The organism is Pseudomonas sp. GW458-11-26-14-LB4 (genome assembly GCF_059423925.1).
The window spans coordinates 77,578-90,218 of sequence record NZ_JBWKYU010000002.1; the positions used below are offsets into that span (position 1 = coordinate 77,578).

The window sequence follows — 12,641 nt, forward strand, 5'->3', positions numbered from 1 at the left end:
ATCAGTTCTCCAGAACGTCGAGCAGGCCGAGGGGCAGCGGAACGTCCATCACGCGGTCGAACAACACGTACAAACCAATCGCCATCAGCGTCGTGACAATGACGCTGGGCACCCAGCGCCCGCCATACAGGCGCGCCATCGGAATGCCGATCAGAATGCTGCTGAGGATGAAGCCCAGCGGCTCGAACAAACCGGCAAACACCAGCAGCAGGGCGACGCAGATCGCGATCTTGGTCAGGGTTTCGCGATCCAGCGGCGGCTCGTCATCGCTGTGTTTGATCGGCGCCGGGCGAAACACCATGTACAGCAGCGCCAGGCTCATCAGGCCCAACATCAACAGAGGGAATGCCCGAGGACCGACCGGTTCGTAGGAAAAAGCCGCCTGATACGGCCACGCCATCAGCGCCAGGCCGGCGCAGGCCAGCAACAGCACTGAGGCAAAAATGCGTTGAATAAGCATGAGGGAACTCCTGCCATGGCCCCGGCGAGAGGGCCATGGACGCTAGACAGAGACGATCACTGAATCAGGCCGAACTCTTTGGCCAGCACCTTGTAGTCCGCCACCTGTTTCTTGACGTAGGTGTCCAGCTCGGGACCGGTCATGGCGAACGGGAAGAGTTCACGCTGATCACGCAGCTTGGCGAAGTCTTCCGAGGCCAGCAGTTTGTCGAAGGAGTCTTTCCACCAGGCGTAGTCTTCATCGCTGACTTTCGGCCCGAGGTAGAAACCGCGCACCACCGGCCAGACGATGTCGTAGCCTTGCTCGCGCGCGGTAGGAATGTCCTTCATTTCCGGCTCGTCCAGGCGTTTCTCGGCAAACACGGCCAGCAGGCGCATGTCACCGCTCTGAATGTGCGGCATAGAGTCGGAGATGTCGGTACTGCCGACCTGAATGTGGCCGCCAAGCAGGGCGGTGGCGATCTCGCCGCCCCCTTCGAGGGCGACGTAGCGCAGGTCGCGTGGGTTGATCCCGGCGGCTTTGGCGATCAGCGCAGTCTGCATCCAGTCCTGGCTGCCGACGGTACCGCCGGAGCCGATGACCACGGAGCTCGGATCTTTCTTCAGCGCCTGCACAAGATCGTCGAGAGTTTTGTAGGGCGAATCGTTTTTCACCGCGATGGCGCCATAGCTGGTGCCGACCGCCGCCAGCCAGCGCACGTTGGTTTCATCGAACCGACCGAACTTGCCTTGGGCCAGGTTCAGCAGCGAACCGCTGGACCACGCCACCAGAGTGCCCGCATCGGCGGGACGCTGCGCCACAACGGCGTTGTACGCCACCGCGCCGACGCCGCCGGGCATGTAGGTCACGCGCATCGGTTTGGTCAGCAGTTTTTCGTTGACCAGCGCGCTTTGCGCCAGTTTGCAGGTCAGGTCGAAACCGCCGCCGGGGGAGGCGGGGGCGATGCATTCCGGACGTTTCGGTTCGGCCATCAGTTGGCCGGCGAACAGCACGCAACCGGCGGCGAGGGCGAAACGGCGCAGGGATCGGTTCATGAGTGTCTCCACGGGAGTTGTTGTTTTTGGGGATGTTTCAGGTGCGGCAGTTGCGCGCGCGCAGGCTATCAGGCTCAGACCCGGACGGGTTGAACGCCGCGCAGCCGAGGATGGCGCTGACAAGCGAAAACGGGGAAATTCGAGAGGAAGAATGAAACGGGTCAACCTGAAGCTGTGTCGACAGCATGGTGCAGTACCTCGTTATTGTTCTTATTGGCGAAAACGCATCGTGGCGTTTTTCGAGAGCTACGTTTTGAAGCTACGGTGCAAGTACAGGCAAAACGGCGAAGGTCGGCAGTCGGGACCTTCGGTGAAACGACTCTAACGGCCCAACCTTTCGCTAACCTTTCAGTATTCTTTCGCGTGTTTTCGGGCTTCACAGTGGCGGTTGCGGCTGTAAACTCCGCCGCAAAGAATGGCGCCGACCATCCCTGAATGAGGTAGAGATCCATGCGTGTCCTGCTCGTCGAAGACCATTTGCCGCTGGCTGAAAGCGTCGCCCAGGCGCTCAAGAGCACCGGTCTGACTGTGGATGTCTTGCACGATGGCGTGGCTGCCGACCTGGCCTTGGGCAGCGAGGAATACGCGGTGGCGATTCTCGATGTCGGCCTGCCGCGCATGGACGGATTTGAAGTGCTGGCGCGTCTGCGGGCCCGGGGCAAGAACCTGCCGGTGCTGATGTTGACGGCCCGCAGCGACGTCAAGGATCGGGTCCATGGGCTCAATCTCGGCGCCGATGATTACCTGGCCAAGCCGTTCGAACTCACTGAGCTCGAAGCGCGGGTCAAGGCGTTGCTGCGCCGCAGCGTGCTCGGCGGCGAACGCCAGCAGCGTTGTGGTGTGCTGGCCTATGACCTCGACACCCGGCGCTTCACCCTCGGCGATGAATTGCTGACGCTGACCTCCCGCGAACAGGCGGTGCTCGAAGCGCTGATCGCCCGTCCGGGGCGGGTGATGAGCAAGGAACAACTGGCTGCGCAGGTGTTCGGTCTCGACGAAGAGGCCAGCCCCGACGCCATCGAAATCTACGTGCATCGCCTGCGCAAGAAGCTCGACGGCCATTCGGTGGCCATCGTGACCTTCCGCGGTCTGGGTTATCTGCTGGAAAGCCGCGATGCATAAGCCCAGCAGCCTGCGCTGGCGGTTGCTGTGGAACCTCGCGTTGCTGCTGGTGGTGTTGATGCTCGCCAGCGGATTGAGCGCGTACTGGAACGGTCGCGAGGCCGCCGACACCGCCTATGACCGCACGCTGCTGGCCTCGGCGCGGACCATCGCCGCCGGTCTGTCGCAGCGCGATGGCAGTCTCAGTGCCGACGTGCCGTATGTGGCGCTCGATACGTTTGCTTACGACAGCGCGGGTCGTATCTATTACCAGGTCAACGACATCAACCAGAAGTTGATTTCCGGCTATGAAAATCTGCCGGGCCCGCCGCCAGGCACCCCGAGAACCGACAGCTATCCCGCCCTCGCGCGCTTTTACGACGCGAAGTATCAGGGGCAGAACGTACGTGTGGTGAGTCTGCTCAAGGCAGTGAGCGAGCCGAACATGAACGGCATGGCGGAAATCCGCGTCGCCGAAACCGACGAGGCGCGCGTCAGCATGGCCCGCAGCCTGGCCGCCGATACCTTGCTGCGGCTCGGGATGCTGGCGATTGGCGCGTTGTTGCTGGTGTGGTTTGCGGTGAGTGCGGCGCTGCGGCCGATCGAGCGTTTGCGCACGGCAGTGGAAGAGCGTCAGCCCGATGACCTGCGGCCGTTGCCGCTGGTCGAGGTGCAACACGAGTTGTGGCCGCTGGTGCGGGCGCTCAATCACTTTACCGAACGCCTGCGCGGGCAATTCGAGCGGCAGGCGCAATTCATCGCCGATGCGGCCCATGAACTGCGCACGCCACTGGCGGCACTCAAGGCTCGACTTGAACTGGGCTTGCGCTCAAACGAGCCGCAGACCTGGCGCGACACACTGGAATCCTCGGCGCAAAGCACGGATCGCCTGACCCATCTGGCCAACCAGTTGTTGTCGCTGGCCCGGGTGGAAAACGGCGCCCGGGCGATCGCCGAGGGCGGGGCGCAGTTGCTCGATCTGAGTCAGTTGGCGCGGGAACTGGGCATGGCCATGGCACCGCTGGCTCATGCTCGCGGCGTTGCCTTGGCGCTGGAAGCGGACGAGCCGGTCTGGCTGCGTGGCGAACCGACATTGCTCAACGAGTTGCTGAGCAATCTGGTGGACAACGCGCTGGCGCACACGCCGCCGGGCGGCAACGTGATTCTGCGGGTTACGGCGCCGGCGGTGCTGGAGGTTGAAGACGATGGGCCGGGCATTCCGCTGGAAGAGCGGGATCGGGTGTTCGAACGTTTTTACCGGCGCAACCAGCAGGTGGCCGGTTCCGGGCTGGGGTTGGCGATTGTCGGGGAAATCTGCCGCGCGCATCTGGCGCAGATCAGTCTGCACGATGGCGAGCAGGCAGGTTTGAAAGTGCGGGTGAGTTTTGTCGCCGGTTGATCAGTAGAACATCGACCGCGATTCTTCCAGATCGGCGCACAGCGCCTTGTTTTCCGGATCGATGCCAAGCTTGCGGAATGCCGGCACGCTGAACGGATCGATGCGGGCCAGCGGATGGTCGGTGTCCTTGTGGCAATACAGGCTGGCCACTTGCACGATGTCGACGTAATCGATCTGCTGCGATTCGCGCTTGAGGTCCTGATACAGCCCCGGCAGCTCCACCAGACGCTCCGGAAACTCCCAGACCCGCAGCAGCTTGTCGCCGAGCAACGGATGAATGTGGTCGATCACATGGTTGAGGCTGACCGGATCGGACAGCAATTCGTAGTGGTCTTCGGCATAGGTCAGGATCGGCAGCACGCCGATCTGATGAACCAGTCCACCGAGCGCGGCCTGATCGGGTTTGAGCTGGGTATAGCGACGGCACAGGGCGTAGCTGACCCCCGCGATCTCCAGACTCTTGCGCCAGACTTCGCGCATCTTCTGTTCGACCACATCCGAGCGGGCGTGGAAGATCTGTTCCATCACCAGACCGATCGCCAGGTTGCTGCTGTAGTTGACGCCGAGCCGGGTGATGGCGGTGTGCAGGTCGGTGACTTCCTGGGTGGCGCGCAGCAGCGGGCTGTTGACCACTTTGATCAGGCGCGCCGACAGCGCCGTGTCGCGGCCGATCACTTTGCTCAGGTCGCTGACGCTGATGTCCGGATCTTCAGCGGCCTTGCGAATCTGCAGGGCCACTTCCGGTAACGTTGGCAGAACCAGGTCATCGTTATCGATGGCCTCAACCAAATCCTGTTGGACCTTATCCGCCAGCTCACTCATGTCGTTTCTCTAGGGTGTTGCAACAAATGCTGCGATCAACGCTGGATTTCGCGGTCGCGATCCAGTTCGTAAGGCAGGTCGAGCAAGTGCAGCGCCGGACCTTCGGCCGTGCCCAGATGCAAATCGCCTGCGTCGGCAGCTTCGGCCTGCAACACCGCCAGCAGTTCAATATTCTTTTCGGCACGGGCGGCCAGCACCACTTCGCCGATGGAACTGCCGTGGCTCGGGGCGAACAGCGGGGTACCCGGCTCCGGCAATTCACTGGCGTCCAGTTGCACGCGGTACAGGCGACGCTTGAGCTTGCCCAGATACTGCATGCGCGCGACGATTTCCTGACCGGTGTAGCAGCCTTTCTTGAAGCTCACGCCGCCGACGGCTTGCAGGTTGAGCATCTGCGGGATGAACAGCTCGCGGGTGCTCGGCATGACCTGACCGATGCCGGCGCGGATCTGGCCCAGCAGCCACTGATTGAGTTCGCCTTCGCTCAACTGCGCGGACAGCTTGCCTTTGATGCCGTCGGCCTGATCGGCAGGCACCCAGAGTTCGGCACGGTTCGGGGAGACGCGAATCGCGATCAGCCCTTCGTGGCGAGCCACGCTGTCGGTATTCGCCGGCAGTTCCAGACCCAGGCTGCTCAGGGCAGCATCGCCATGATCCAGACCGAAGCGCACCCAGGAGGCGCTTTCGTCGGTCAGTTTCGATTTGGAGAACACCGCGTACTTTTTCAGATCCGCCAGTTGCGGCTCCAGCAGCTCGCCGGCCATCGCCAGCAGTACGCCGTCGCCTTCCAGCACGATGCGGAAACTCGACTGCATTCGGCCTTTCTGCGTGCAGCGGGCACCGAGGCTGGCCTGGGTATCACTCAGGTAATTGATGTTGCAGGTCAGCTGGCCTTGCAGGAATTTGCCGGCATCCGCGCCGCGAACCGCGAGAACGCCTTCATGAGAGAGGGTGCAGAAAAAAGCAGAATCGGCCATGGGTCATCGCAGGGTAAATAGACTGGGGCACATCATAAGGGGGTGGTGTTGAAATGGGTAGTTGATAAAGGATCGGTGGTGCCCGACCAAAGCCGACTGTTCGGCCCGCTTCGGGCCTGTATACTTGCGGCCTATTTGAGGAGGGCTCCATGGTCGAACAAGTTGAACTGAATCGCCTCTTTTGGCACAGCCGTCGCGGCATGCTTGAGCTTGACGTGTTGCTGGTGCCGTTCGTGAAAGAGGTCTACGCCAATCTGAACGAGGTGGATCGCGCGCTGTATGTCCGCCTGCTCGAGTGCGAGGATCAGGACATGTTCGGCTGGTTCATGGAGCGCAGCGAATCGGAAGATCCTGAACTGCAACGCATGGTTCGCATGATTCTGGATCGTGTCCAGCCCAAGTAACACGTTTGAATGCCGCTGGCATGCCTCACGGCAGTTGCTGGCGGCGTATCTTCTGGCCCAGGCATTCGCGCTGGGTTCTCTGTTTCTGTTATCGATTCCATTCTGGGTCGGGTTGCTCGGGGTTTTCGCGTGTCTCGCCCATGCTGCCTGGGTGTTGCCGCGGCAGATCCTGCTGAGTCATCCCAAGGCATTCTGCGGATTGCGCCGGGACGCCGATGGCTGGCAACTGTGGAATCGGGCCGATGGCTGGCAGGCGGTGCAATTGCGCCCGGACAGTCTGGCGCTGCCACTGATCGTGGTGCTGCGCTTTCGATTGCGCGGTGAGTGGCGGGTCAGGTTGATCTGCGTGCCCCGGGATGCGCAGGCGGCGGATCTGCACCGACGCCTGCGGGTACGCCTCAAGTTCAGCCGACGTAGGTGGGCGGCACCAGAATAGTGTCGAGTGCTTCGGGCAGCAGGTCCGGGTAGTCGAGGGTGTAATGCAGGCCACGGCTTTCCTTGCGCTCCATGGCCGAGCGGATCATCAGTTCCGCTACCTGCGCCAGGTTGCGCAACTCGATCAGGTCACGGCTGACTTTATAGTTGCTGTAGAACTCGTCGATTTCGTCCAGCAGCAAACGCACGCGATGCTGGGCCCGTTGCAGGCGCTTGTTGGTGCGCACGATGCCCACGTAGTCCCACATGAAGCGCCGCAATTCGTCCCAGTTGTGGGCGATTATCACGTCTTCATCGGAGTCGGTCACCTGGCTGGCGTCCCAGGCGGGCAGGGCGCGCGGGATCGCGACGTCGGGCAGTTGCTCGAGAATGTCCGCCGCCGCCGATCGGGCGTAGACGAAGCATTCGAGCAGCGAGTTGCTGGCCATGCGGTTGGCGCCGTGCAGGCCGGTGAAGCTGGTTTCGCCGATGGCGTACAAACCGGGCACGTCGGTGCGGCCCTGTTGATCGACCATCACGCCGCCGCAGGTGTAATGCGCCGCCGGCACGACCGGGATCGGTTGCTTGGTGATGTCGATGCCGAATCCGAGGCAGCGCTCGTAGACGGTCGGGAAGTGCGATTTGATGAAGGCTTCGGGTTTGTGGCTGATATCGAGGTAGACGCAGTCGACACCCAGACGCTTCATTTCGTGGTCGATGGCGCGGGCGACGATGTCCCGTGGCGCCAGTTCTGCACGTGAGTCGAAGCGCTGCATGAAGCGTTCGCCGTTCGGCAGCTTCAAATGAGCGCCTTCACCACGCAGGGCTTCGGTCACCAGGAAACTCTTGGCTTGCGGGTGATAGAGGCAGGTGGGGTGGAACTGGTTGAACTCCAGGTTCGCAACCCGGCAGCCCGAACGCCAGGCCATGGCGATGCCATCACCGCAGGCACCGTCCGGGTTGCTTGTATAGAGATAGACTTTGGCAGCGCCGCCGGACGCCAGGATCACGAAGCGTGCCCCGAAGGTATAGACTTCCCCGGTTTTGCGGTTGAGCACGTAGGCGCCCAGGCAGCGTTCGCCTTCCAGCCCCAGCCGACGCTCGGTGATCAGATCGACCGCTACCCGCTGTTCGAGCAACTCGATGTTCGGGCGTTCTTTGGCCTGGGCCAGCAGGGTTGTGAAGATCGCAGCGCCAGTGGCATCGGCGGCGTGGATGATCCGTCGATGGCTGTGGCCGCCTTCGCGGGTGAGGTGGAATTCAAAGCCGCCATCTTCTGTGCCGGACTGTTCGTCACGAGTGAAGGGCACGCCCTGGTCGATCAGCCACTGGATCGCTTCCTTGCTGTGCTCGACGGTGAAACGCACGGCGTCTTCATGGCACAGGCCGCCGCCGGCATTCAGGGTGTCATCGACGTGGGATTCGACGGTGTCGGTATCATCCAGCACGGCCGCGACGCCACCCTGGGCCCAATAGGTCGAGCCGTTGGCGAGGTCGCCTTTGCTCAGTACGGCGATGCGCAAGTGACCGGGCAGGGTCAGCGCGAGACTCAAACCGGCAGCGCCGCTGCCAATCACCAGAACATCGTGTTGAAACTGTTGGCTCATTTCAGGATTCCGCTCAAAGCGACCCGGGTCGGGGTTGGCGCAGGACAGGCGGATGGGCGAGTCGAGACAGCCACACAGCCCACTAGTATATAGAGGGGTGGGGCGGCACAATAGCCGGGCCGATATGGCATTGTGAAACTACCGTGACGGAGAAATACCGACGCTTTGTCGGATGTTTTTTTCAGCGGTTTTGGGAAAAAGCGACTGTATCGCAGATGAAACACGCTTTTTCCGCTCACGGTTGCACAATGTCGGCGCGGCACGTCTATAAATATTTGGAACTTTTGCCAAAGGCCCAAGATCAATAGACAGTTGCCCGAAACAAGGGACAGTGTCGGCTTCAATGCGGAACCTGCGGTTGGGTTCTTGCCGGCGAGCCGATGACAAGATTATTCGCGCAGCCGGTTCATCCCGCGCTGCGTTTTTCGTGCGTGCCAAATCAGAGCCCGCAGGAAACTTGCTTGGAGGGGGAGAACTTTTGCGAAAAGCCCGAGTCTATGTTTGCAAGTCCGGTCGTTTGGTCATGCAAGCCTCCTCTGAGTTTATCGAGGAGTGTTCATGCTAACCCAGGAAGAGGATCAGCAGCTGGTCGAACGCGTTCAGCGTGGCGACAAGCGAGCTTTCGATCTGTTGGTGCTGAAGTATCAGCACAAAATTCTCGGGTTGATCGTGCGTTTTGTGCACGACACCCATGAAGCCCAGGACGTCGCACAAGAAGCCTTTATCAAGGCGTATCGAGCGCTTGGAAATTTCCGCGGCGACAGTGCGTTTTATACGTGGCTGTACCGCATCGCCATTAACACGGCGAAGAACTATCTGGTTTCACGCGGCCGTCGGCCGCCGGATAGCGATGTAAGTTCCGAGGATGCAGAGTTCTACGATGGCGATCACGGCCTGAAAGATCTCGAGTCTCCTGAACGTGCATTGCTGCGGGATGAGATCGAAGGCACCGTCCATCGAACCATTCAGCAGCTGCCAGAGGATTTGCGCACGGCGTTAACTTTGCGCGAATTCGATGGTCTGAGTTACGAGGACATCGCGAGCGTCATGCAATGTCCGGTTGGTACCGTGCGCTCCCGGATTTTCCGCGCCCGGGAGGCCATCGATAAAGCCCTGCAACCGTTGTTGCAGGAAAACTAAAGACAGCGGCGACAGCCAAGAGAGGAACGCCATGAGTCGTGAAGCCCTGCAGGAATCGCTGTCCGCAGTGATGGATAACGAAGCGGACGAACTGGAATTGCGTCGAGTGCTCAATGCACTGGACGACGTTGAAACCCGTGAAACCTGGGCTCGTTACCAGATCGCTCGGGCAGCCATGCACAAGGATCTGTTGCTTCCACGTCTGGATCTCGCTGCGGCGGTTTCAGCTGCGCTGGAAGACGAAGCGACCCCTGCCAAAGTGACACGCGGCCCATGGCGCAGCCTCGGTCGTCTGGCTGTAGCCGCTTCGGTGACCGTTGCTGTACTGGCAGGTGTTCGTCTGTACAACCAGGACGAAATCGCCGGCGTCGAACTCGCTCAGCAATCCAATCAGCCAGTGCTGGCTACCCCTCAGGTCAAAGGCCCGGCGGTATTGGCAGGCTATAATGAGAGTTCGGAAGCTACTGGCCCAATGGCCAATGGCGTACTGCAAGGTCAGCCAGGCTGGCACGATCAGCGTCTGCCAGGTTACCTGCGTCAACATGCTCAACAGGCTGCCTTGAAAGGCACCGAGAGCGCGCTGCCATATGCACGTGCAGCAAGCCTGGAAAACCGTTAAGGGGGATCATGCGCGCCATACCTCTACTTTCGCTTCTGCTCAGCGGCTGGTTCATTGTTCCAGCCCACGCCGACGAGGCTCAGGACTGGTTGACCCGCCTGGGCCAGGCCGAGCAGCAGCAAAGCTTTCACGGCACATTCGTTTACGAGCGTAACGGTAGCTTTTCTACCCACAACATCTGGCATCGCGTCCAGAATGGCCAGGTCCGAGAGCGTTTGCTTCAGCTCGACGGTTCGGCTCAGGAAGTCGTGCGCATTGATGGACATACTCAATGCGTCAGCGGCACCCTGATTGCGGGTCTGGGGGATTCTCCCAATTCCGCCGCTCGCCCTCTCGATCCCCAAAAGCTGAAGAACTGGTATGAGCTTGCCGTCATTGGCAAGTCGCGCGTGGCCGGGCGTGAAGCGGTGATCGTATCGCTGACGCCGCGTGATCAGCACCGCTACGGTTTCGAACTGCATCTGGACAAGGAAACGGGCCTGCCGCTCAAGTCGCTGCTGTTGAACGACAAGGGGCAGTTGCTTGAGAGATTCCAGTTTACGCGGCTGGATACCTCTGAAGTACCATCCGATAAAGACCTGCAAGCCAACTCCGATTGCAAGACAGTCACGCTCGACAGCGACAAGGCTTCTGCGGTCAAAACCGCACAGGTCTGGCGTTCCGACTGGCTGCCTCCTGGCTTCGAACTCACCAGCAGTTCCTCGCACAAGGATCCGGAAACCAAGACCCAGGTCAACAGCCTGATGTATGACGATGGTCTTGCCCGCTTCTCCGTGTTTCTCGAGCCGCTGAACGGCGCAACTGTCACCGATACCCGGACTCAACTGGGCCCGACCGTTGCCGTATCCCGCCGTCTGACAACGCCTCAAGGCGAAATGATGGTGACGGTGGTTGGCGAGATTCCAATCGGGACCGCCGAACGGATTGCCCTGTCGATGCGCAATGATGGCGCTGCAACCAGCAAGCAGTGAGCTGATTCCAGCTATCTCCACTTCGTCGTCGAGACGTGAAATGTTTGCTGAGCATTTTCATTTGCAAAACACCCGAAAATTTTTTATAGGTCAGAGCCTCTCGGCTCTGGCCTTGTTTGTTGTTCCCGGAACAAAAATGCCGGCCTGTGGTTTCCGGTGTTCCTTGCTCCATATCGCTTAACCCTGCTCGTCGTAACGGGAGCTGTATGTCGATACCAAGCTTGAAGTCTTATCTCTCCATTTTCGCCACCGTGCTGGTGCTCGGTCAGGCTGTTCCTGCAGTCCAGGCGGCTGACGCGGCCAGCCCGGCAAACCTGCCTGATTTCACCCAACTGGTCGAACAGGCCTCGCCTGCGGTGGTGAACATCAGTACCACGCAAAAGCTGCCGGATCGCAAAGTGAACCAGCAGATGCCTGACCTGGAAGGCTTGCCACCGATGCTGCGCGAGTTCTTCGAGCGGGGCATGCCGCCGCAACAGCGTTCTCCGCGTGGTGATCGTCAGCGCGAAGCGCAATCGTTGGGTTCGGGCTTCATCATTTCGCCGGATGGCTACATCCTGACCAACAACCACGTAATCGCCGATGCCGATGAAATTCTCGTCCGTCTGGCTGATCGCAGTGAAATGAAAGCCAAGCTGATCGGCACCGACCCACGCTCTGACGTGGCGCTGCTGAAAATCGAAGGCAAGGATCTGCCAGTGCTGAAACTCGGCAAATCCCAGGACCTGAAAGCCGGTCAATGGGTGGTCGCAATCGGTTCGCCATTCGGCTTTGACCACACCGTGACCCAAGGCATCGTCAGTGCCGTCGGCCGCAGTCTGCCGAACGAAAACTACGTGCCATTCATCCAGACCGACGTGCCGATCAACCCGGGTAACTCCGGTGGCCCACTGTTCAACCTGAACGGTGAAGTGGTTGGGATCAACTCGCAGATCTATACCCGTTCCGGTGGCTTCATGGGCGTGTCGTTCGCCATTCCGATCGACGTGGCCATGGACGTTTCAAATCAGCTGAAAAGTGGCGGCAAAGTCAGCCGTGGCTGGTTGGGCGTCGTCATCCAGGAAGTGAACAAGGATCTGGCCGAGTCGTTCGGTCTGGATAAACCGGCCGGTGCGCTGGTTGCACAGATTCAGGATGACGGCCCGGCTGCCAAGGGCGGTCTGCAAGTGGGTGACGTGATTCTGAGCATGAACGGTCAACCGATCGTCATGTCCGCTGACTTGCCACATCTGGTGGGTGCTTTGAAGGCTGGCGCCAAAGCCAATCTCGAAGTGATTCGCGACGGCAAGCGCAAGAATGTCGAGCTGACTGTCGGCGCCATTCCAGATGAAGACAAGGAACTGGATGCTCTGCCAAAATCTGGTGCTGAAACCAGCAGCAATCGTCTGGGTGTATCGGTTGCCGAGCTGAGCGCCGAGCAGAAGAAAACCTACGATCTGAAGGGCGGTGTGGTGATCAAGGAAGTGCAGGACGGTCCTGCAGCCCTGATCGGTCTGCAACCGGGCGACATCATCACGCACCTGAACAATCAGGCCATTGGTTCTTCCAAGGAGTTCGCCGAGATCGCCAAGGCGCTGCCGAAAAACCGTTCGGTGTCGATGCGCGTTCTGCGTCAGGGCCGTGCCAGCTTCATCACCTTCAAACTGGCTGAATGATCCAGTTATCGAAGAAGTAAAAAAACCGCCTCGAAAGA

At 60.3% G+C, this 12,641-nt stretch carries 13 protein-coding genes; 8 read left to right on the plus strand and 5 right to left on the minus strand.

From position 1 onward, the window contains the following. Position 1: 1 nt before the first annotated feature. Positions 2-460, minus strand: coding sequence for a tripartite tricarboxylate transporter TctB family protein (locus tag AC07XZ_RS03095; protein WP_102685961.1), 459 nt, complete (start codon positions 458-460; stop codon positions 2-4). Positions 461-516: 56 nt separating this feature from the next. Next, positions 517-1,494, minus strand: a complete 978-nt coding sequence (locus tag AC07XZ_RS03100; protein ID WP_102685962.1) for a Bug family tripartite tricarboxylate transporter substrate binding protein — start codon at positions 1,492-1,494, stop codon at positions 517-519. 450 nt (positions 1,495-1,944) lie between these two features. Between AC07XZ_RS03100 and AC07XZ_RS03105 the strand changes: the two genes are divergently transcribed. Continuing rightward, positions 1,945-2,616 (plus strand): response regulator, encoded by a 672-nt coding sequence (locus AC07XZ_RS03105; RefSeq protein ID WP_007957980.1) that lies wholly within the window; start codon positions 1,945-1,947, stop codon positions 2,614-2,616. Further along, a complete protein-coding gene (locus AC07XZ_RS03110; protein WP_011332897.1) occupies positions 2,609-3,994 on the plus strand; it encodes a sensor histidine kinase in 1,386 nt (461 codons plus the stop codon). Before AC07XZ_RS03105 ends, AC07XZ_RS03110 begins: the two co-directional genes overlap by 8 nt. Here AC07XZ_RS03110 and AC07XZ_RS03115 read toward each other — a convergent pair whose 3' ends face one another. Further along, a complete protein-coding gene (locus tag AC07XZ_RS03115; RefSeq protein WP_039772686.1) occupies positions 3,995-4,816 on the minus strand; it encodes an HDOD domain-containing protein in 822 nt (273 codons plus the stop codon). 35 nt (positions 4,817-4,851) lie between these two features. Beyond that, on the minus strand, positions 4,852-5,793 hold the full coding sequence (gene ygfZ / locus AC07XZ_RS03120) for a CAF17-like 4Fe-4S cluster assembly/insertion protein YgfZ (protein ID WP_102685964.1): 942 nt from the start codon (positions 5,791-5,793) through the stop codon (positions 4,852-4,854). A 149-nt stretch (positions 5,794-5,942) separates the two neighbouring features. On the opposite strand from ygfZ, the gene AC07XZ_RS03125 reads away from it, so the two are divergent. After that, complete coding sequence (locus tag AC07XZ_RS03125; RefSeq protein ID WP_007957989.1) at positions 5,943-6,197, plus strand: FAD assembly factor SdhE; 255 nt, start codon at positions 5,943-5,945, stop codon at positions 6,195-6,197. Next, positions 6,181-6,633 carry a protein YgfX gene (locus tag AC07XZ_RS03130; RefSeq protein WP_102685965.1) on the plus strand — a complete coding sequence of 151 codons (453 nt, stop codon included), beginning with the start codon at positions 6,181-6,183 and terminating at the stop codon, positions 6,631-6,633. The genes AC07XZ_RS03125 and AC07XZ_RS03130 overlap by 17 nt, the downstream gene beginning before the upstream one ends. Here AC07XZ_RS03130 and nadB read toward each other — a convergent pair. Beyond that, the gene (gene nadB / locus AC07XZ_RS03135; RefSeq protein ID WP_102685966.1) at positions 6,602-8,218 is read right to left on the minus strand and encodes an L-aspartate oxidase; all 1,617 of its coding nucleotides are present in this window, start codon (positions 8,216-8,218) and stop codon (positions 6,602-6,604) included. The two genes, AC07XZ_RS03130 and nadB, sit on opposite strands and share 32 nt — an antisense overlap. A 558-nt stretch (positions 8,219-8,776) precedes the next feature. Here nadB and rpoE point away from each other — a divergent pair. From rpoE to AC07XZ_RS03155, 4 genes are all read left to right on the plus strand, one after another. Next, positions 8,777-9,358: an RNA polymerase sigma factor RpoE/AlgU gene (gene rpoE, locus AC07XZ_RS03140; RefSeq protein WP_003172477.1), complete on the plus strand. Its 582-nt coding sequence runs from the start codon at positions 8,777-8,779 to the stop codon at positions 9,356-9,358. A 31-nt stretch (positions 9,359-9,389) separates the two neighbouring features. Continuing rightward, complete coding sequence (locus AC07XZ_RS03145; RefSeq protein ID WP_085747223.1) at positions 9,390-9,977, plus strand: sigma-E factor negative regulatory protein; 588 nt, start codon at positions 9,390-9,392, stop codon at positions 9,975-9,977. A gap of 8 nt (positions 9,978-9,985) precedes the next feature. Further along, positions 9,986-10,948, plus strand: a complete 963-nt coding sequence (locus AC07XZ_RS03150; RefSeq protein WP_007958001.1) for a MucB/RseB C-terminal domain-containing protein — start codon at positions 9,986-9,988, stop codon at positions 10,946-10,948. 206 nt (positions 10,949-11,154) lie between these two features. Further along, entirely contained in the window at positions 11,155-12,603 is a 1,449-nt protein-coding gene (locus AC07XZ_RS03155; RefSeq protein WP_102685967.1) for a DegQ family serine endoprotease, read from the plus strand. Positions 12,604-12,641: the final 38 nt, after the last annotated feature.

What these genes read in the sequence shown, in the direction of transcription:
- AC07XZ_RS03095 (WP_102685961.1), bottom strand. Translation starts at nt 460, where the DNA reads ATGCTTATTCAACGCATTTTTGCCTCAGTGCTGTTGCTGGCCTGCGCC.
- AC07XZ_RS03100 (WP_102685962.1), bottom strand. Translation starts at nt 1,494, where the DNA reads ATGAACCGATCCCTGCGCCGTTTCGCCCTCGCCGCCGGTTGCGTGCTG.
- AC07XZ_RS03105 (WP_007957980.1), top strand. Translation starts at nt 1,945, where the DNA reads ATGCGTGTCCTGCTCGTCGAAGACCATTTGCCGCTGGCTGAAAGCGTC.
- AC07XZ_RS03110 (WP_011332897.1), top strand. Translation starts at nt 2,609, where the DNA reads ATGCATAAGCCCAGCAGCCTGCGCTGGCGGTTGCTGTGGAACCTCGCG.
- AC07XZ_RS03115 (WP_039772686.1), bottom strand. Translation starts at nt 4,816, where the DNA reads ATGAGTGAGCTGGCGGATAAGGTCCAACAGGATTTGGTTGAGGCCATC.
- ygfZ (WP_102685964.1), bottom strand. Translation starts at nt 5,793, where the DNA reads ATGGCCGATTCTGCTTTTTTCTGCACCCTCTCTCATGAAGGCGTTCTC.
- AC07XZ_RS03125 (WP_007957989.1), top strand. Translation starts at nt 5,943, where the DNA reads ATGGTCGAACAAGTTGAACTGAATCGCCTCTTTTGGCACAGCCGTCGC.
- nadB (WP_102685966.1), bottom strand. Translation starts at nt 8,218, where the DNA reads ATGAGCCAACAGTTTCAACACGATGTTCTGGTGATTGGCAGCGGCGCT.
- rpoE (WP_003172477.1), top strand. Translation starts at nt 8,777, where the DNA reads ATGCTAACCCAGGAAGAGGATCAGCAGCTGGTCGAACGCGTTCAGCGT.
- AC07XZ_RS03145 (WP_085747223.1), top strand. Translation starts at nt 9,390, where the DNA reads ATGAGTCGTGAAGCCCTGCAGGAATCGCTGTCCGCAGTGATGGATAAC.
- AC07XZ_RS03150 (WP_007958001.1), top strand. Translation starts at nt 9,986, where the DNA reads ATGCGCGCCATACCTCTACTTTCGCTTCTGCTCAGCGGCTGGTTCATT.
- AC07XZ_RS03155 (WP_102685967.1), top strand. Translation starts at nt 11,155, where the DNA reads ATGTCGATACCAAGCTTGAAGTCTTATCTCTCCATTTTCGCCACCGTG.